This is a genomic window from Enterococcus sp. DIV0358 (genome assembly GCF_051713465.1).
Lineage (GTDB): Bacteria > Bacillota > Bacilli > Lactobacillales > Enterococcaceae > Enterococcus > Enterococcus faecalis.
Window position 1 is genome coordinate 74,147 of sequence record NZ_JBIOPX010000001.1, and the last position, 19,548, is coordinate 93,694.

A 19,548-nucleotide genomic window follows, 5' to 3' on the forward strand; every position below is an offset into this window, starting at 1 on the left:
GTTTTTGCCTGTTGGGCTTCCTTCTTATTTAAGCGAATTGGACATCATATGTCAATAACAAATGTTGATAAAAAAGGTCAATTAAACGCTATTTTGAAAAATAAAATCAGCTTTTAGATAATTTTGCCAAAAATTTCGCTTAATGAGTATTAAAAATATTTTTTTTATTTTATGTGCTCAAATATTTTTCAAAAAGAAAAAATTGTATTAAGGTAATAGTAGAAAGGGAGGAGATTTCATGACAGAACCAAACTTAAAAGACCCAAGAAAGTTATTTTATAGTGATGGATTTCCGCAACAAGATCAAGAAACTCCTGCATTACAGGACAAAATGGTTCCTAAACCAGATTGTGGGGAAGACAGCTATGTCGGAAATCACAAATTAGAAAATCGTCGGGTATTAATTACAGGCGGTGATTCTGGGATTGGACGAGCGGCGGCGATTGCTTTTGCTCGCGAAGGTGCAGATATTGCCTTACATTTTTTCCCAGGTGAAGAAAAAGACGCCGAAGAAGTGGCGCACTATATACGAGAAGCTGGCCGAAAAGTCTTTCTTTTGCCAGCAGATTTAAGAGATAAACAGGCACCTGAAGAATTGGTTGCACAAGCTCGTGAAGCATTAGGCGGCTTGGATACCCTTGTTTTAAATGCTGCCCAACAGATTTCCTGTGCCGCTATTGAAGAATTACCAATGGAACAAGTGATAGACACTTTCCATGTCAATATTATTGCGATGTTTGGCATTGTCAAAGCAGCAGTGCCTCACTTGCCTGCCGGAAGTAGTATTGTGACAACGACTTCCGTCCAAGCCTTTAATCCAAGTGAGCATTTGTTGGATTATGCAGCAACGAAGGCATCAATTGCCAACTTTACCGTTGGTTTAGCAAAACAACTGGCACCAAAAGGCATTCGGGTAAATGGCGTGGCTCCAGGACCAATCTGGACACCGTTACAGTTAGATCATGGACAACCAATTGAAGAGTTGCCAGAATTTGGGCAACATTCTTTACTGGAACGTGCGGGTCAGCCTGCTGAATTAGCCCCTGTTTATGTTTTCTTGGCGTCCAATGATGCAAGTTATGTTACGGCTCAAGTTTATGGCGTAACTGGTGGAGAAGCAATTAATCTTTAGGAGGGATGTTCCGTGAATAAAGTTGTTAAAATACTTTTGCTTCTAGGTTCACTGATTTTAATGGCATTATTTGGCGCGGTGGCCATTACCACTTGGTCAGCCGATACAGCTTGGCAACCACCAGATAATGTCCAATGGTTCTTGCAAGACAACGAGTACGCACGTCAAGCAATCTTTTGGGTAGCGCTGGTTTTACTAGGAATTATGCTCTTTCTATTTTTATTCATTCTTTTATTCCCAAGAAGAAAAGGCACGTTTGAATTAAAAGAAGAGCAAGGAAAGTTAGTGTTACACCGTAAAGCCATCGAAGGATTTGTACGCTCTAGCTTGCAAGACAGTGACTTTCTGGAAGCACCAACCATTCGTGTAAAGGCGACAAAACGGCGCATTAAGGTCAATGTCAAAGGCACACTGAAACGAACGGCGGATTTAATTGGACAAACAGAAGCTTGGTCAAAAACAATGGAAGAACGGCTTGCTCGTTTGGTGGGAACTGGTCACAAGATTACGATTGATGTTCATTTTGAAGATATTCAATCAATGAAACGACCACAACAACAGCAAACACAAGCACGTGTGGAGTAGGAGGGATGTACAATGGTTGAATGGATAAAACAATATGCCGTTCCGTTAATTGGTGGCCTAGTCGGTTTGGTTTTTGCAATCTTGTTTCTGTCAATCGGCTTCTTTAAAACATTGTTAGTGGTACTCCTGACAGGACTAGGTATTTGGCTAGGTTTGTATTTGGAACAGACAGGCATTGTCAAAAATTATTTTCATCATAAATAGGAGGTTTTGGCTATGGAAAATGCAAATGTATCGATTGTTAAAGGTGAGTTGACGTTTGAGGATAAAGTAATCCAAAAAATTATTGGCATTGCTTTGGAAGAAGTCGACGGTTTGTTAACTGTGGACGGTGGTTTTTTCTCGAATTTACGAGATAAAATGATTAACAGTGAAGATGTTACAACAGGCATTCACACCGAGGTCGGCAAAAAACAAGTCGCAGTGGATATGGACATTGTAGCCGAATATGGGAAAGATATCGAGACCATTTATGATCAAATGAAAGAGGTTATTACTCGTGAAGTCCAACAAATGACTCACTTGGAAGTAATCGAAGTCAATGTCAACGTAGTAGATATCAAAACACAAGCAGAGTACCAAGAAGAAAGTGAAACGGTCCAAGATAAACTTGGCAACGCCGCTGAAGCGACAGGTAGTTTTATGTCAAAACAAACCAACAAAGCCAAACATGCGGTAACTAAAGGCAAGACAAAAGTCAAAGAAAACACGGCACCTCGTGTTCAATAATTGGTTATTATTTTATTAAAAATAAAGCAATAATAGAAGAAACTAGGAGGAATGAACCATGAGTAACGAAAAATTCAATAATGTACCAAAACCAGCAGGAAACGGCCCACACACACCAGAAGATCATGCAATCAAAGGTGAATTAACATTTGAAGATAAAGTCGTTCAAAAAATTATCGGTTTAGCCTTAGAAAATGTCGATGGTCTATTAACAGTCGATGGCGGCTTTTTCTCAAATATTGCTGAAAAATTAGTAAACACAGATAACGTCACAGCTGGTATTGATACCGAAGTTGGTAAAAAACAAGTCGCTGTTGATATGGATATCGTGGTAGAATACGGCAAAGATATTCAAGACATTTACGAAAAAATGAAAGAATTAATCAGCCGTGAAGTGAAAAAAATGACCCACTTAGATGTGATTGAAGTGAATGTTAACGTAGTTGATATCAAATCAAAAGAAGAATACGAAGAAGATAGCGAAACGGTTCAAGATAAAGTCACAGGCGCTGCCAAAAGTACCGGTGAATTTGCTTCTGAACAAACAGAAAAAGCAAAAAAAGCTGTGAATAAAGGGACAGAACAAGTCAAAGAAAATATGGAACCACGTGTAGAATAAACAGTTAAAGGGAGGAAACAATCATGGGCTTTATTTGGGCATTAATTGTCGGTGGTGTCATTGGGGCAATCGCTGGAGCAATTACTAAAAAAGGATCATCGATGGGCATTATTGCCAATATCATTGCAGGGTTAGTTGGTTCAACAATTGGTCAAGCCATTTTAGGCACATGGGGACCAAGCTTAGCTGGGATGGCTATTGTGCCATCGATTATCGGGGCAGTGATTTTAGTTGCCATCGTTTCATGGATTTTAGGACGAAAATAGAGAATATTTTTCAGAAGAGTTTGGGCGATTGTCCAAACTCTTTTTTTATATTCTTTAATATCATTCGGTTTATTAGAATTAGATTAAATATAACTTTCCATTGATAGGTGGTTTTGTTAAAATTTAATTAAAAAGTCGTTGCGTGGCAAAAGGAGGTGCATCAGTGAAACATAGGAAACAATGGTTAATCGGACTACTCATTATTTTAATCATAGGAATTGGAGGAAAATGGTATATGGACGAACAAGAAAAAGCGAAACTACACGAAATCCAAACAGATTTAGCAAACTATTTGTATAATAACTACCGGCTTTACACAGTAGATGAAGCAAAGGATGAACAGCTAAATAAGGAATACAACAGAGGGGAAGGTAGTTTAACTACGGAAGAATTTCTAAAAAAATCAGATGAATTAAAAGAATACAGCGATATTAAAAAAGTAGAATTTACCAGTTTTGCAGTAGGGCCAATGAAAGGTTTAGAGGTCGAATTTATTATTAACGATGTGTATGAAGATAATACAACATTAAGTACTATCTCAGCAGAAACAGGAAAATTTCGCTATAGTTTGGATCCAGGAAATACGAGAAATAATTATGTTTTAGAAGAAAAAGAACAGCCAACTTCTGTAACAATGCCCAAGAATAAAATTGTGTATTATGAAGGAGGGATAAAGTAATGGATAACTATCGTACATAAAGAACAAGGAGGTGAATCAGTGAAACATAGGAAGCAATGGTTAATCGGATTACTCATTATTTTAATCATAGGAATTGGAGGGAAATGGTACATGGACGAACAAGAAAAAGCAAAACTACACGAAATCCAAACAGACTTAGCGAACTATTTGTATAATAACTATCGGATTTATACGAGAAATCAAAAAAAAGTCGAAGAGATTTATCAAGAGTTTAATAAGGGAAAAGGAAGTATTTCAGAAGAGGAGTATTTTAATAAATTAAGTGCGTTAAGAGAATACTCCGACATTACCAAAATAGAATTTACAAGTTTTTCAATAGGACCAATGAAAGGTTTAGAGGTCGAATTTATTATTAACGATGTGTATGAAGATAATACAACATTAAGTACTATCTCAGCAGAAACAGGAAAATTTCGCTATAGTTTGGATCCAGGAAATACGAGAAATAATTATGTTTTAGAAGAAAAAGAACAGCCAACTTCTGTAACAATGTCCAAGAATAAAATTATGTATTATGAAGGAGGGATAAAGTAATGGATAACTATCGGAAATTTTCTGAAACAGTATATGGAGTGCAGAAAGAAACAACAAATTCAGGAGATGTTATTAAATACAAAGGGGCGAAGTACCTTGTAATCAATACCATCGATACTGATAAAGATACCCTCGGATACGAACATGAACCAAGAAGTAACAGCATGCAAGCCATGACAGTAGCAGAACTCAAAGATGAATACAAGGGTAAAGAAGAGGTTGATTTAAAAAATGTACCAGGCTATCCCCAATCCGTAATCAACCAAAATCTCACCATTGTCTACGCTGGTACCAAATCATGGCAAGATTGGAAAACCAATTTTCGAGAAATTGGTTTTAATGACAAACACCAAGCTGGAGCGTTCCAATCTGCTTTAACATATGCCAGTCAGATTGAGCGCCAATATTCTCCTGGAGCTGGCTATACAATTAACACGACAGGCCATTCTCTTGGTGGTGCCGAAGCAATTTACGTTGCGGTTTTGAAAGGCTACAATGCCATCACGTATGGTGCGGCTGGTTCAGGATTGACAGACGAACAAATTAAAAACTACAAAGGTCAAATTATTAATTTCTATGATACTTCAGATGCGGTCACCAGCAGTTTTGTAACAGGTGGACAAGGGAAAATTCCTTTTTATAGTTTTGGAGTTGATAATTATAGTGGCGTAATTGTCGGCTGGGTTAAAAAGACGTTCGGCCATGATTTGGATATGTTTAAAACTGATGATGACGGAAATTATATTGATAAATGGGGCGACATTGCTGTATATTCAGATGGGCATGGTGGCGTTGCAATCGAGCAAACCATCCTGGCGCAGCAGATTTTAGAAAATAAAAATAGAATCCGTGGGTTGGAGACTTACGACGGCACGAATCCTGAGACATTGGTAGAAATCAACCGTTTAAAAAAAGAAAACAAATGGCTTCAAGAACAACTGAAACAATTTAATCAGTTGAATGAATTACGTGTTTCTTTAACGGCGAGCGGTGGCGGATTATCTAGTAATGAACGGATTTATTTAGAAGATAGTCAAGCCTTAGCGGTTGTTAAAGTCGCCGCATCACAATTTGATGTAGCGATGGAAGAGTGCCTACATATTTACAAAAAAGTGATGCAAGAATTACAAGAAGATTGGGAAAACGGATTGCAACTCATTCAACGACATACACCAGAACTTTCGTATGCAGAAATGAGAGAGGCGATGGATCAAGTCCAATGTACGAAACAAACGATGGTTGACCAAGATCTGGAATATTTCCAGCAAAAATTCAGCAAAATCAATCGTATTAGAACTTCATTTGTTCAATTAACCCAACAAATTACCGCTAAAATAAATGAATTGGTTCAGAGAGATCAAGAATTAGCGAACCAACTGAAAGGAGCCTTAACATGACGACAGCCGATGAGCTAGAAAGATGCCGCAGACAATTGCGGGAGTTAGATGAGCAAGAAATGCTCTTAGCTTCTTATCAGAGAAAAAGCCAACAACTCGCTGAAGAAACCTATTATAACATTCAGTTTGCTATTCGAATGATTGCCGAAAATCAGCAACCACTACAACAAGCGAGACAAGCGCTTGTCCGATTAGAATATGACTTTTCAGAAGAAGTAAGTCATGCTAAGAGAAAACTTTACCGTCAGAGGGAAGAGTTAGAAATAACGTATAGAAAATTAAATGCACAGCGGGAAAGTTAACGAAGGAGGATGTTCATGGAGTTATTGGAGAAATTATGGAAAGAATACCAAAAGAATCTGCAAAAAGTAACAGCGCAGTCTCTCGGTTTATCGCTGTTACAACAACAGAGTAAAAAAGTACAGAAAAGCAAGCGAAGGGGAAAAAGTGCTTTAGCACAAGCCAAACGCTTAATAGAAAATGCAAATACTGGCTTAGAAAAGTCGATCCAAGGACAATTTGGCCAAAAAGTAACCGATGTCTTAGACATACAGAGTCAAACTATAGACAGTTTGTAATAGATGTGAACTTATTTTTAATTAAAAGAAAGAGTCCTCAACCATTCGATATTTTGAGAATAGTTGAGGACTCTTTCTTCAACAAAAATCAACAACATTTGTTGAAGTTATTTGTAGATAACGTTTATCATTCACAAATTTACATTTTTTTGTAACGGATATCTCGTATAGTAATAACTGCAAACGAATTTCAGAAAATTTTTTGATAAGTCATCAAAGTGAGGGGATAGCGGTCTTTTATTGAAAAATAGCAACACAAAATAAACAGAACAAAAGAGAGAGGAATTCAAAGAATTATGACAGAACAAACACCAACAAAGCTTTTGAATAAAGGCTTTATCAGTATTACAGTGATTAATTTCATTGTCTATCTTGTTTATTATTTATTAATGGTTATTATTGCGGTGATTGCGCAAGATAGCTTACATGCTACTTTAGGTCAAGCGGGTCTGGCCTCAGGAATTTACATCATCGGGACATTGCTTGCACGACTTTTCATGGGGAAACTCCTTGAACTGATTGGGCGCAAACAAGTCTTACGTTATGGGGCTTTGTTTTATCTTTTAACGACTGTTGCGTATATGTATATGCCAAGTATGGGCATTCTTTATCTGGTCCGTTTTTTAAATGGGTTTGGTTACGGAACCGTTTCGACAGCGACCAACGCAATTGTTACCGCCTATATCCCTAAAAATAAAAAAGGGGAAGGGATCAATTATTATGGGTTGAGTACTAGTTTAGCAGCCGGCATTGGGCCATTTATTGGGATGTTATTGTTAAATGTTTCCAACTTCCATGTCATTATTAACTTTTCAATTATTTTAATTTTGTTAACAACCATTGCTTGCTTCATTTTCCCAGTGAAAAATATTGAGTTAACACCTGAACATCGTGAAGCTTTATCTAAATGGAATTTTGATAGTTTTGTTGAAAAGAAAGTTTTATTTATTACATTTATCGCCTTTTTAATGGGTCTTGCTTATTCAAGTGTCTTATCTTTCTTATCTTCTTATGTCAAAGTAATCGATTTAGTTGACGTCAGCACCTTCTTCTTTATCGTCTATGCAGTCGTGATTACCTTAACACGTCCATCGACAGGTCGGATTTTCGATGTCAAAGGGGAACGCTACGTCATGTATCCGAGCTACATTTTCTTAACACTAGGCTTGTTCTTATTAAGTATGACTACGTCTGGTTGGATGTTATTAGTTTCAGGTGGGTTAATTGGCTTAGGTTATGGTACCTTCATGTCAAATGGCCAAGCGGTTTGTCTTCAAGAAAGCCCAAGTCCTCACCGTATCGGGATTGCTTTATCGACATATTTCATCGGTTTAGACCTTGGATTAGGGGTTGGTCCGTACGTTTTAGGTGAATTACGTAACTTTATGTCATTCCAACAAATGTACTTCTTAGCAGGCTGTATCCCAATCGTTTGTACCATTTTATATATGGTCTTCCACAAAGCTAAAAATGATGCCAAAGATTTGTCTCTTGAAACGATTGAAGAGATTGAACACGGCTCAGAACTATAAATGGACAAGGAGTGATTTCAATGCCTAACGATGAACGGATTTTAAACGTTTTACAACAAACACTAACGGAAATTCAACGCATGAACACGCGTTTAGCTAAAATTGAAACAGAGTTAGCCGATGTCGATCAACATCACGCGACTTTGGATCATTACTTGCAAGAGCTAGAATTGGTGACAGAAAATAATAACGTCATGTAAAGTGAGTAGTTAGTAAATGAATGTTCTACGCTTCGTTATCACTAGAGTGGAACATTGAAAAATTTTCGTAACGTCAAAAGGTAGCAGTTTTTCTGCTACCTTTTGACGTTTTTGTAATTTAAAGAAAATAAGCAAGAAACATAAGCTAGTTTAACTTATGTTTCTTGCTTATTTTTAACACTTAAAATGTTTCACGTGAAAACTTTTAAAAGTGGCGTGGACTTTGTTTGGTGACAATTTGTGTATTTAAATTTTCTAAGCTCTGTGCTAGTTCACCAATGCTAGCGGAAAAATCAACATAATAAGTAGGAATCGTTGATTTGACACTAATTTCTGAAAAGATATTTGTAATAATTACATCGAAAGGCTTTTCTGGTGAAGCGACAAAAATTAATTTTTTATCCACGGCTTTACTTAGCTTTTCATAAAGGGTATCTAAAATTAAGTTACTTTGGTTGGTCCTTACTAAGACACGAATCGGTGGTAAAGATTTCGTTTTCAATGTACAAAAAAGAATAAACAAGCAGTCAACTAACAATTTTTCATTGCCAATCAATGTCGGAAGCATTTCAATTGTAAGGCGCTTCACATCTTTGTAGAGACTCGGATTTTTTTGAAGTGCTTCTTTTAAAAAGCTTTCTTGCACAAATGGATTGGCAATCGTAACAAAGGTCTTAAAAAAGACACTTAAATTTTGGATAGAAGTATATAGATAAAGATACTCGTGAAATGTCAATTTAATTTGATAAAAAGACGTCAGTTGATAAATAATCTCTTTAATGGGCGAGCCTAACAGCTGGACCATATGCATCCGAGCTGCTGGAATTTCCAAGACCTCTTGTGTGGCGTAGCTGACACTAATCGTTAATAAGAAAAAGGCAAAAAGTCCTTCTTTTTGTATAAATTTTGTTGGAACTTGGTGTAAGGCTTCTTCTTTAAAAAACAATTCAAATTCACTCAGATTAACAAAGGGATTAACAATCGCTTCTTCCTCCACGAAAGTTTCTTTGATAAAAAAGCCCTCTTTCCAACGCGCTAAAATCACAGCAGAAAAAATCAAGTCTTTTGTAAAATCTTGTGTTGTATTGAAGGAAACAGAATGTTTTAAACGTCGAAAGAGACTATGGACCTCTTTTTTAGTGATCGTGTGCAACGGCCAATCCCCTTCAGAGTAATTGTTCCAAAAAAGCATCATAAAGAAAATTCGGATATCTTTTTCTTTGCCCACCAACACATTGGTACGTTTTAAATTGATTTCAATCTGATATTTTTGGAGCCATTGGTTTAATTGTCCAATTTTTCGCGTAAAGGTTGATGAAGAAATTTCTAGGACTTTTTCAAAATGTTTGCTATCAATTGCATTATGGTTAAAGGCATAGGTCAGTACTTGATACGCGAAACTTTTTTTGACAAAGTAGGGCATCAAGAACGATAGTTGGAAATAGGGTGCAAACCAAAATGTGATTTCTTTGGCGTTTGCCGACAAAGAAAATAAGTTTTCCCAATCGTTCTTTTCAATTTCTGCTTGGAGCAAAGCTACAGATTGTAGAATGGTATTTTGTTGCATTTTTAATTGAGTCGCTAAAGTAGAAATCGCCAATGTTTGTTCTTCTGCTTCACGACGTTCGAGTAACTCTTCTAAAAGAGCAAAACTTTTACGATAAGGTACATCAAGTAACCCTGTTAACATCCGATTCCCTCCAAACTGTTTTCCCCACGCAATTTGGCAAAATAAATTTTGCGAACTACTTGTTTTAGGTTATAGTATTCGTCTAAATAAGGAACGGGATGCCAATAAAAAGTTTTACTGGCGTGAAAAAGCGGATTATTTTTGTCAGTAATGACTAAGTCAGGCACTTCTTGAATATGATTGACGAATTTCAAAGGAACATCACAATAATTATTGATTTCCTTTGCTAACCAGTTTTCTTGTATCTGATTAATAGATGAATGAAGCAAAATTTTAACAGGAATTTGTTTATTTAATAAAACACTCCGAATAATTAAAAAAATGGTTTCTTTAAATAATGCATCTAGTGGGTGCTTTTTGTCAAAAGGCAAACGTTTTAAGAAATAGTTGGTTGTTCGTGAAACGTTTGGGTATTGTTTTTCATACAAAGAGACATTAGCAACCTCATAGCTCAATTCCTCTTCCACAGGGAAATGAATCAGTCGTTCACTGGCATTGGATAAATTAACCAACAAAAAGACCACTTCTATTGCGCTTAAATCCAACTGTAATTGCGTACATTTTTCAAAAATCCAGGTGACATGGGGACTTTCATCCATGCCCATAATCGCTAAGTTGGCAAAGTTGACCGTTTCTATTTGTTCAAGTGAATACATCGTTAATGTACTGAAAAAATCATAGTAGAAACGAATTTCAGCCCGCCATGTGTCGGGTTCTTTTTGTTCATTAATAAAACAATCATTCACTAATAATTGAAATTCTGAATAAGGAAAGGCTAAATTGATCGTAGCAATTTCAGGATAATCGCTGATTGTAAAATCAGATTGGTAACGGAGTAAACCTATGGACATAATTAATTTTAATTTGCGTAAATCGGTATATGTAAAGTAAGGATAACGGTTTTTGATGATTTCAATAAAATTCTGCAATTGCGCTTGATTGGTTTTAGATAAAAAAGGAACGAGAGAAGTTCCTGAAATGAAAAATAAGGAGTAAAAGAAACTACGAAAATCTTTCTCTTTGCCACAAATTTTTTCTCGCCTTTTTAAATTTAAATAACAATTAAATCTAGCTAGATAATTGTTTAAACGGTCACTGACTTGTTTGAAAATAGAAAAGTTAATGAAATGCTCTTCACAAAAATCTTTGGCTGAAGTATAGCGTTTTAAAAGTAAATCTAAGGCTAACATATAAGTTAATGACCCGCGAACTACGGCTTCTTTCATTAACTCAATCGGGATATTTTCATCGGCGACTAATTCTATGGACTGTTGATTATTAATAATGCGAATATGTACATTTTCATGTGTATTGACTCGAGAAATTAATAAAGTTAATTGATTCAATAAATTGTTGATATTGTAATGGGAAAATTCATATTTTCGCCGGAGTACTTGCATGGGGACTTTTTCTTTACTGTCATACAAGTATTCAATTAGGGAAAGTAACTGAATTTCCTGTTTGGTTAATAAGTTATGCATAATAACCACCTTTCTAATTGGTTACGCTTGTTTGATTTTTCAGATAATACAGATAAAACATTCTTTTCTAAGCGACATTGACAATTGCCAGTGAAAGAACTAGTTGTTCTTATGCTACTGTATCTATTCTTAAAAATCAAGAAGAACTAAATGTGTTAAATAGAAGAAAATGCGGATAAAAAATGATAGAGCAAAAAATTATTAAGAAAAACAAATGGTTTATATAAAACATTTAAATAACAAAAATGACAATTTGAGTCTGTTGATTTTTTAGCTTAAATAGCTTATACAAATAGGCTTTTTTGTCTGGTTAGTTCTTATGAAAAAAATTTAAAAAAACGGTATAGTGGAAGAAGGAATAGTAAAAATAAGAAAGGATAAGGACGTGTTTTCATAAAGATGAAAAGGGTTTCTGGGATTTCATCAACTTTTTCTATTTGGAGGAGAAGTTGTTGATAATTTTTGCTGAAAAATCCCGTTATACTCTTCTTATTCTTATAGAAGGGTCTATAGGAATAAGCAGAAAATGAATCCGCATTCGAAGCAAGAGTGCGTTTTGAGGAGATAAAAAGAAAAGGTGTGTTGGCTGTCTGTTTTAGCAAGGAAGAAAGACAACAGAAGAGCACTCACTTATTTGGTTTAAAATAAAAAATTGGTACGAAGTGAACGTTCTCTTCTATGTGTCGTTAGTAGAGGAAGGATGAAAGAAATGAGAAAGAATGGTCCAATGGTAAACCGTTGGCTCTACGGGTTGATGTGTTTGTTACTTGTTCTAAATTATGGCACACCACTCATGGCTTTGGCGGAAGATGTTAACAGCGATGGCCAGTTAACGTTAGGAGAAGTGAAGCAAACCAGCCAGCAAGAAATGACCTTAGCGCTTCAAGGAAAAGCACAACCAGCAACACAAGAGGTTGTAGTGCATTATAGTGCCAATGTGCCACTCAAAGCTGCACATTGGGCAGCACCCAATAATACGCGCAAGATTCAAGTGGATGACCAGAAGAAACAGATTCAAATTGAATTGAATCAGCAAGCGTTAGCAGATACGTTAGTCTTAACGTTGAACCCTACAGCTACAGAAGATGTGACGTTTTCTTATGGACAACAACAACGAGCGTTGACGTTAAATACCGGTACTGATCCGACAGAATCAACGGCAATCACGAGTTCGCCAGCCGCATCAGCGAATGAAGGTTCAACAGAAGAAGCATCTACAAACTCCTCTGTTCCTCGTTCGTCCGAAGAAACTGTCGCCAGCACGACAAAAGCGATAGAAAGTAAAACAACTGAATCGACGACTGTCAAACCGCGCGTAGCAGGACCAACAGATATCAGTGACTATTTTACAGGTGATGAAACAACGATTATCGATAATTTTGAAGACCCGATTTATTTAAACCCTGATGGGACACCGGCAACCCCACCGTACAAAGAAGATGTGACCATTCATTGGAACTTTAACTGGTCAATTCCCGAAGATGTGCGGGACCAAATGAAAGCGGGCGATTACTTCGAGTTTCAATTACCTGGAAATTTGAAACCTAATAAACCAGGTTCTGGTGATTTAGTTGATGCGGAAGGCAATGTTTATGGAACGTATACGATTAATGAAGATGGCACTGTGCGTTTTACCTTTAATGAGCGAGTGACTTCTGAAAGTGAGATTCATGGCGACTTTGCTTTAGACACGCATCTGGATGATTCAGATGGTCGTGGCCCTGGTGATTGGGTGATTGATTTTCCTACCAATGACCATCAACCGCCTGTTGTCATTCCTGTGAGACCCAATACGGAAGATCAGATTGATAAACAAGGCCATTTTGATCGCACACCCAATCCTAGTAGTATTACTTGGACGGTGGATATCAATCAAGCAATGAAAGATCAAACAAATCCAACGGTGACAGAAACGTGGCCAGCGGGAAATACTTTTAAGTCTGTGAAAGTCTATGAATTAGTCATGAACCTTGATGGCACGGTTGAAAAAGTTGGTCGTGAACTTAGCCCAGATGAGTATACCGTCGATAAAAATGGCAATGTGACCATTAAAGGAGACACTAACAAAGCGTACCGTCTTGAGTATCAAACCACGATTGACGAGGCGGTTATTCCAGATGGCGGCGGCGATGTGCCTTTTAAAAACCACGCAACGTTGACAAGTGATAATAATCCAAGTGGGTTAGATGCTGAAGCAACTGTTACGGCAACTTATGGCAAAATGCTAGACAAGCGCAATGTAGATTACGATGAAGCCAACCAAGAATTTTCTTGGGAAATTAACTACAATTATGGCGAACAAAACATTCCAAAAGACCAAGCAGTCATTACAGACACAATGGGCGATAATTTAACCTTTGAGCCAGACTCTTTACATTTATATTCAGTGACGTTTGATGATAAAGGAAATGAAGTCGTTGGGGCAGAACTTGTGGAAGGAAAAGATTACAAAGTGGTTGTCAGCGGAGATGGCTCCTTTGAAATTGACTTTTTGCATGATGTGACTGGCGCAGTCAAGATTGATTATAAAACTAAAGTTGCTGGAATTGTTGAGGGCGATGTCGCCGTGAATAATCGTGTGGATGTCGGCACTGGCCAGCATTCAGAAGGCGATGGCACGGCTAGTCAACAAAATATTATTAAAGGTATTGGCAAGCCAGACTATAATAACTCAACGATTGGGTGGACATTGGATGTCAATAACAACGGGTATCAAATGATTAATGAAGTCATTAAGGATGAATTTAGTCCGGTACCAGGCTTAACATTAATTGCGAGTACCTTAGTAATTACGGATCAAACGACAGGGGCAACCTTAGTGTTAGGTCGGGACTTTGATTTACATGTTGAACAAAATGCTGCAGGCGCTGAAACGGGCTTTACACTTACGTTTAAAGGGCAATATGCAGATACATCAGATAAATTTCATATCGAATACTTAACGAACTTTGATGTCACACAACTTGATTCAGATGGCAATGAAGGAGGACCAAATCAATTTACCAATAGTGCCTCCATTGATTGGACAGATGCAAATGGTGATTCGCATCATTCTGATGATACCAAGCCATTTAAACCATTACCGCCCTACGCGCTAAATGCCCAAAAAAGTGGTGTTTATAATGCAGTAACGAAAGAAATTACTTGGACCATTGCTGTGAACTTAAGTAATAACCCGCTGATTAATGCGACTTTAACGGATCCAATTTTAGAGAATCAACAGTACGTTGGTGGTAGTTTGAACGTTTACGAAGGAGAAACCTTAGCAGACGGAACTGTTGCGAAAGTCAATCCGAATCAACCAGTGAACGACCAAATGACTCATGTGATTGAACCAAGTGAGAGCAATCAGAATACAGTGGACGTTGCTTTTCCAAATCGAGCAACACCAAGAGATACCAAAACCTATATAGTTGAATTCAAAACGTCCATTGATGACATGGTGATTGAAGAGGCTCAAAAGTATGACAACATCGCTTCGTACACCAATAATGGCCAAAGTCGTGATGTGACTGGTAAAGTTTCCATTAACCATGGCGGTGAAACGGTCGCTAAAACTGGGGAAGTTGATCCTGCTGATCCTAACTATGTCGATTGGCATGTAACAATCAATGGTTCACAATCCGTTTTAGATGATGTAGTAGTGACCGATACGCCTTCGCCAAACCAAGTCGTTGACCAGGCATCAATTGTGATTTACGGAACGAAAGTTAGCGAAGATGGCACCATTACGCCAGATAAATCAGTGATTTTAGAAGAAGGAAAAGATTACACCTTAGACGTTACAACAGATAATGAAACAGGACAACAACAAATCGTTGTGAAAATGGCTCACATTGAAGTACCGTATTATTTAGAATATCGCAGTTTAGTCACCTCTTCGGCTGCAGGGAGCACGGATACTGTGTCCAACCAAGTGGATATTACAGGGAACGGTTCAAAAATTATTCATGGAGATGATAACGGGGATGTGGTCGTTGACATTGATCACAGCGGCGGTCACGCTAGCGGAACCAAAGGTAAAATTCAGTTGAAAAAAACAGCGATGGATGGCACAACCATTTTAGCTGGTGCCCATTTCCAACTTTGGAACAAAGAACGGACGCAAGTTCTTCGTGAAGGCACGGTGGATGCCACAGGTGTGATTACATTTGGCGGCCTCCCACAAGGGGAATACATTTTGGTGGAAACGAAAGCGCCCGAAGGTTATACAGTTTCGGACGAACTAGCTAAAGGCCAAACCATCACCATCAATGAAGAAACCTCAGCCGAAGGAGCACAACCAACCATCATCAAAAATGATGTCAGTAAAGTAATTTTAGAAAAAACAGATGAGAAGGGCAAAAAATTAGTCAATGCACGCTTTAAATTAGAGCATGCCGTAACCACGCCGTTTACTCATTGGGAAGAAGTTCCCCTTGCGCCGGATCGAACCAACGCAAATGGCCAGTTAGAGGTGGATAGTTTAAAACCAGGGCTTTATCAGTTCACAGAAATCGAAGCACCGACAGGCTATCTTTTAGACACGACACCCAAACGATTCATTGTGACACAAAATTCGAGTGGACAAATTCATGATGTTCATGTCAAAATGCTGAATTACCAAGGGTCTGCTGAGCTAATTAAAAAAGATCAAGCAGGTAATCCATTGGCAGGGGCTGAATTTTCGGTCCTTGATGACACAGGAAAAGTGGTTCGAAAACACTTAGTTTCGGATGCAGACGGAAAAGTCACAGTAACGGATTTAGCCCCAGGCAAATATCAATTTGTGGAAACTAAAGCGCCAGCAGGGTACCTTTTGAACACTGAACCAAGTGCTTTCACGATTGCAGCAAGCGATCGGGGCAAACCAGCAACAGTTATAGCAACGGCTAACTTTGTTAACTATCAAGGTGCAGCTAAATTAATCAAAAAAGATGTGAAGGGACACTTGTTGAGTGGTGCGACATTTAAAGTGCTCGACGCGAAGGGAGAAACGATTCAGGCAGGCTTGACGACAAATAATCAAGGGGAAATTGTTGCAGAGCACTTAGCCCCAGGTAAATATCGCTTTGTAGAGACCAAAGCGCCAACAGGCTATTTGTTAAATACCACGCCAGTCCCATTTGAAATTGCTGAGAAAAATGCTGGTAAACCAGCGGTCGTGGTTGCTAGTGACAACTTTGTGAATTACAAAGGGGCTTTCCAAATCGTGAAAACGAATAGCGCAAACCAACCATTAGCAGGTGCTGTTTTTGAACTATATGATCACAATAAACAATCATTAGGGATTACAGCAACGAGTGGCAAAGATGGCAAAATTATCTTTAGAGACTTGGCGCCAGGTACCTATTATTATAAAGAAATCAAAGCACCAAAATTACCAGATGGCGCAGATTATATTATTTATCCTGAATTAGTAAAAGTAGAAATTCGTGGTGATTTCAAAGGTGATCCGGAGATCTTCCAATTAGGAGCCTTCGCCAATTTCAAAGGACGCGCCGTCTTTAAGAAAATTGATGCCAATGCGAATCCACTTCCAGGAACAATTTTTAAATTGTATCGAATCGAAAACGGGGAAAAAATCTTTGAAAGAGAAGTAACTGCTGAAAAAGATGGTTCATTGGCTATGGACGATTTAGGCGCTGGTAGCTATGAATTAGATGAACTGGATGCAACGGATGGCTATATCGTCAATAAACAACCCATTTATTTTGTAGTGAAAAAGAATTCAAATGATAAACAACCACTAGATGAGTTAGAGTTTGTAAATTATCAAGCGGAAGTAACGGGACGTAAAGTCAACGAGCAAGATCAAACCTTAGCGGGTGCAGTTTTTGCAATTTACAACGCCGATAATCAGAATCAGCCACAAGGTTCACCAATAACATTCTTGAATCGTGCAGGAGAGAAAGTTTCTGAAATAACAACGGACAAGACTGGCGAAATTTACGCTAAAGGGCTAAATGAAGGGCATTACGTTTTAGTGGAAACGAAAGCACCAACAGGCTATCTGTTAGACACAACGCCACATCCATTTGATGTAACCGCCCAATTAGGAAAAGAGCAGCCAATTGCTTTAGGCGATCTTATCAATTATCAAGGAACTGCTCAATTAACCAAAGAAAACGAAACAGGTGAAGCATTGGCAGGTGCGGTGTTTAAGGTCATTGATGAAACAGGGCAAACCGTAGCTGGACAAACCAATCTGATGTCTGACAAGCAAGGCAAAGTCATTGCGAAAAACTTAGCACCGGGAACGTATCGTTTTGTGGAGACACAAGCGCCAACTGGCTATCTTCTTAATGAAACGCCAAGCGCAAGCTTTACGATTGTGAAAGACAACCAAGGCAAACCAGCCACTGTGGTACTTAAAGCACCTTTTATTAATTACCAAGGTGCTGCCAAGCTGGTGAAAATTGACCAGCAAAAGAATGCCTTAGCAGGTGCTGAATTTAAAGTGACAGATGTAGAGACAGGGCAAACTGTCGCTCGTTCATTACGTTCTGACAACCAAGGGTTAGTTCAAGTGAACCACTTACAACCAGGAAAATATACCTTTGTGGAAACAAAAGCACCGGATGGTTACCAACTGTCTAAGCAAGCAGTCGCATTCACTATTGCGGCAACAGCGAAAGACAAACCTGAACTCGTGGATGCGGGCACGTTTGTTAACGAGAAACAACCTGTATCCAAAAAAACAAAACCAAATCAGCCAACAACGAAACATGCAGCTAGAGAGACAGGTTGGCTTGGTTTACCGAAAACCAACACACAAGTCAATTACTTCTTTGTCTTTATCGGCCTCCTGTTGGTCGGTTTGGCAAGTTGGCTCTTCTATAAAAAGAGCAAGAAATAAGCAAAAGCTATAAAAAAACAGGCCATCCGTCCTTTCGACGGATGGCCTGTTTTTTCATCTTAAGCTAATCAACTGAACAAAAGTAGCTCCTTCTTATTGACATTCTCAGGTATCCCTTCATCTCAGTTTAGCCTTTGAACAGAACTTACTGGATTCTTGGAGATAACCGCTTGTGCCTCAGCCGTTGTTTTTCGATGCTATCTTTAGGTATTTTGGCTAAAATATTGTACACTTTACATGTGCAAGAAATTTAGTTAGAGATATGAGGATAGAATGATGAAAAAGATGATGGTTTTATACAACGAAACTTCAGGAAGTAGTGAAAGTAAAGAGATTGCAGAACGCTTTAAAAAAGCTGCAGAAGCGAAAGGGGAAGCGGTTATTTTGCAACCTTCCAATCCAGACATTGATCCTGAAGAAATGCGGAAAAATGCCAAGGAAAATCAAGTGGGTGTCTTGGTCGTCATTGGTGGTGACGGGACCATTCATCATGCCGTTCAAAATTTTAAAGACACCATTCGTGACTATCAAATAGGGATTATTCCAGGTGGAACAGTCAATAATTTTGCACGTGTGTTAAGTATTCCTTTGAAAGAAGAAGACGCCTTTGAGACCATTTTGGCAGGACAGACCACGCCAGTTGACTTTGGGATGGTAAATCAAGATGTGATGATTTCGACCTTAACGATTGGACTATTAGCAGATACAGCAGCAAATGTGACCCAACAGGAGAAACAAAAATATGGTCCTTTAGCCTTTACAAAGCAATTTTTCCGCTTATTAATGAAAAAGAAAAAATACAAACTAAAAATTGATGGCGATGAAAGACGTTGGCATGGCAAAGCCCAATTGTTAACGATGACCATGACGAATTCTGCTGGCGGCTTTACCAATTTCGATGCCAATGCCACGCCAGATGACGGCGAAGTCCACATTATCATTTTACCTAAGTTAGTTTTTTACAAGTTTGTCTATTATTTACCTAAAATTATCAGAGGACAATTAAATGAAATTCCTGGTGTCGTGTATTTCTCTGGGAGTCAATTTAAAATTAGTGGCGAAAAAGACAAGAAAGTCCAAACACGAACAGATGGCGACCCTACCGATGATTTACCGATTAAAGTAACGGTGGAAGCTGGGGGACTCAACGTGTTTGTTCCTGAAACTTCCACATCTACGAAAGAATAAAAGAAACAACTGTTATTTTTTCGTGGAATAGATTTCTCATTTTGTGTACAATAGAACAGAAGAGAGGCAGTTGAGTGAA

General features: G+C 38.1%; 17 protein-coding genes. 15 read left to right on the forward strand and 2 right to left on the reverse strand.

Annotated features, from left to right (window positions below):
* Positions 1 to 238: 238 nt before the first annotated feature.
* The 13 genes from IGK70_RS00315 to IGK70_RS00375 all read left to right on the forward strand — a co-directional run bounded on the left by IGK70_RS00315 (position 239) and on the right by IGK70_RS00375 (position 8,272).
* Positions 239 to 1,132 carry an SDR family oxidoreductase gene (locus tag IGK70_RS00315; protein WP_002367586.1) on the forward strand — a complete coding sequence of 298 codons (894 nt, stop codon included), beginning with the start codon at positions 239 to 241 and terminating at the stop codon, positions 1,130 to 1,132.
* 12 nt (positions 1,133 to 1,144) lie between these two features.
* Positions 1,145 to 1,717, forward strand: a complete 573-nt coding sequence (gene amaP / locus IGK70_RS00320) for an alkaline shock response membrane anchor protein AmaP (RefSeq protein ID WP_002381343.1) — start codon at positions 1,145 to 1,147, stop codon at positions 1,715 to 1,717.
* Positions 1,718 to 1,729: 12 nt separating this feature from the next.
* Positions 1,730 to 1,921, forward strand: a complete 192-nt coding sequence (locus IGK70_RS00325; RefSeq protein WP_002356087.1) for a DUF2273 domain-containing protein — start codon at positions 1,730 to 1,732, stop codon at positions 1,919 to 1,921.
* Positions 1,922 to 1,933: 12 nt separating this feature from the next.
* Positions 1,934 to 2,446, forward strand: coding sequence for an Asp23/Gls24 family envelope stress response protein (locus tag IGK70_RS00330; protein ID WP_002383483.1), 513 nt, complete (start codon positions 1,934 to 1,936; stop codon positions 2,444 to 2,446).
* A gap of 58 nt (positions 2,447 to 2,504) precedes the next feature.
* Positions 2,505 to 3,065: an Asp23/Gls24 family envelope stress response protein gene (locus IGK70_RS00335; RefSeq protein ID WP_002356090.1), complete on the forward strand. Its 561-nt coding sequence runs from the start codon at positions 2,505 to 2,507 to the stop codon at positions 3,063 to 3,065.
* A gap of 23 nt (positions 3,066 to 3,088) precedes the next feature.
* Positions 3,089 to 3,331 carry a GlsB/YeaQ/YmgE family stress response membrane protein gene (locus tag IGK70_RS00340; protein ID WP_002356092.1) on the forward strand — a complete coding sequence of 81 codons (243 nt, stop codon included), beginning with the start codon at positions 3,089 to 3,091 and terminating at the stop codon, positions 3,329 to 3,331.
* Positions 3,332 to 3,494: 163 nt separating this feature from the next.
* Positions 3,495 to 4,010 carry a hypothetical protein gene (locus IGK70_RS00345; protein ID WP_104855935.1) on the forward strand — a complete coding sequence of 172 codons (516 nt, stop codon included), beginning with the start codon at positions 3,495 to 3,497 and terminating at the stop codon, positions 4,008 to 4,010.
* Between the two features lie 39 nt (positions 4,011 to 4,049).
* Positions 4,050 to 4,565 carry a hypothetical protein gene (locus tag IGK70_RS00350; RefSeq protein ID WP_033594356.1) on the forward strand — a complete coding sequence of 172 codons (516 nt, stop codon included), beginning with the start codon at positions 4,050 to 4,052 and terminating at the stop codon, positions 4,563 to 4,565.
* Complete coding sequence (locus tag IGK70_RS00355) at positions 4,565 to 5,962, forward strand: DUF2974 domain-containing protein (protein ID WP_104855934.1); 1,398 nt, start codon at positions 4,565 to 4,567, stop codon at positions 5,960 to 5,962. Before IGK70_RS00350 ends, IGK70_RS00355 begins: the two co-directional genes overlap by 1 nt.
* Entirely contained in the window at positions 5,959 to 6,264 is a 306-nt protein-coding gene (locus tag IGK70_RS00360) for a hypothetical protein (protein WP_104855933.1), read from the forward strand. Before IGK70_RS00355 ends, IGK70_RS00360 begins: the two co-directional genes overlap by 4 nt.
* A 15-nt stretch (positions 6,265 to 6,279) precedes the next feature.
* Positions 6,280 to 6,540, forward strand: coding sequence for a hypothetical protein (locus IGK70_RS00365; RefSeq protein ID WP_224798851.1), 261 nt, complete (start codon positions 6,280 to 6,282; stop codon positions 6,538 to 6,540).
* A gap of 296 nt (positions 6,541 to 6,836) precedes the next feature.
* Entirely contained in the window at positions 6,837 to 8,072 is a 1,236-nt protein-coding gene (locus IGK70_RS00370) for an MFS transporter (protein ID WP_002356101.1), read from the forward strand.
* A 20-nt stretch (positions 8,073 to 8,092) separates the two neighbouring features.
* A complete protein-coding gene (locus tag IGK70_RS00375; RefSeq protein WP_002381345.1) occupies positions 8,093 to 8,272 on the forward strand; it encodes a hypothetical protein in 180 nt (59 codons plus the stop codon).
* Positions 8,273 to 8,477: 205 nt separating this feature from the next.
* On the opposite strand, the gene IGK70_RS00380 is transcribed toward IGK70_RS00375, so the two are convergent.
* On the reverse strand, positions 8,478 to 9,962 hold the full coding sequence (locus IGK70_RS00380) for a helix-turn-helix domain-containing protein (protein WP_104855553.1): 1,485 nt from the start codon (positions 9,960 to 9,962) through the stop codon (positions 8,478 to 8,480).
* Positions 9,956 to 11,443 carry a helix-turn-helix domain-containing protein gene (locus IGK70_RS00385; RefSeq protein ID WP_104855554.1) on the reverse strand — a complete coding sequence of 496 codons (1,488 nt, stop codon included), beginning with the start codon at positions 11,441 to 11,443 and terminating at the stop codon, positions 9,956 to 9,958. The genes IGK70_RS00380 and IGK70_RS00385 overlap by 7 nt, the downstream gene beginning before the upstream one ends.
* A 709-nt stretch (positions 11,444 to 12,152) precedes the next feature.
* Here IGK70_RS00385 and IGK70_RS00390 point away from each other — a divergent pair.
* Both IGK70_RS00390 and IGK70_RS00395 read left to right on the forward strand, forming a co-directional pair.
* Positions 12,153 to 18,281, forward strand: a complete 6,129-nt coding sequence (locus IGK70_RS00390; protein ID WP_162783086.1) for a SpaA isopeptide-forming pilin-related protein — start codon at positions 12,153 to 12,155, stop codon at positions 18,279 to 18,281.
* A gap of 273 nt (positions 18,282 to 18,554) precedes the next feature.
* Positions 18,555 to 19,469: a diacylglycerol/lipid kinase family protein gene (locus tag IGK70_RS00395; protein ID WP_002407569.1), complete on the forward strand. Its 915-nt coding sequence runs from the start codon at positions 18,555 to 18,557 to the stop codon at positions 19,467 to 19,469.
* Positions 19,470 to 19,548: the final 79 nt, after the last annotated feature.

Coding starts and splice junctions, on each gene's coding strand:
- IGK70_RS00315 (WP_002367586.1), top strand. CDS start 239: ATGACAGAACCAAACTTAAAAGACCCAAGAAAGTTATTTTATAGTGAT.
- IGK70_RS00325 (WP_002356087.1), top strand. CDS start 1,730: ATGGTTGAATGGATAAAACAATATGCCGTTCCGTTAATTGGTGGCCTA.
- IGK70_RS00330 (WP_002383483.1), top strand. CDS start 1,934: ATGGAAAATGCAAATGTATCGATTGTTAAAGGTGAGTTGACGTTTGAG.
- IGK70_RS00335 (WP_002356090.1), top strand. CDS start 2,505: ATGAGTAACGAAAAATTCAATAATGTACCAAAACCAGCAGGAAACGGC.
- IGK70_RS00340 (WP_002356092.1), top strand. CDS start 3,089: ATGGGCTTTATTTGGGCATTAATTGTCGGTGGTGTCATTGGGGCAATC.
- IGK70_RS00355 (WP_104855934.1), top strand. CDS start 4,565: ATGGATAACTATCGGAAATTTTCTGAAACAGTATATGGAGTGCAGAAA.
- IGK70_RS00360 (WP_104855933.1), top strand. CDS start 5,959: ATGACGACAGCCGATGAGCTAGAAAGATGCCGCAGACAATTGCGGGAG.
- IGK70_RS00365 (WP_224798851.1), top strand. CDS start 6,280: ATGGAGTTATTGGAGAAATTATGGAAAGAATACCAAAAGAATCTGCAA.
- IGK70_RS00370 (WP_002356101.1), top strand. CDS start 6,837: ATGACAGAACAAACACCAACAAAGCTTTTGAATAAAGGCTTTATCAGT.
- IGK70_RS00375 (WP_002381345.1), top strand. CDS start 8,093: ATGCCTAACGATGAACGGATTTTAAACGTTTTACAACAAACACTAACG.
- IGK70_RS00380 (WP_104855553.1), bottom strand. CDS start 9,962: ATGTTAACAGGGTTACTTGATGTACCTTATCGTAAAAGTTTTGCTCTT.
- IGK70_RS00385 (WP_104855554.1), bottom strand. CDS start 11,443: ATGCATAACTTATTAACCAAACAGGAAATTCAGTTACTTTCCCTAATT.
- IGK70_RS00390 (WP_162783086.1), top strand. CDS start 12,153: ATGAGAAAGAATGGTCCAATGGTAAACCGTTGGCTCTACGGGTTGATG.
- IGK70_RS00395 (WP_002407569.1), top strand. CDS start 18,555: ATGATGAAAAAGATGATGGTTTTATACAACGAAACTTCAGGAAGTAGT.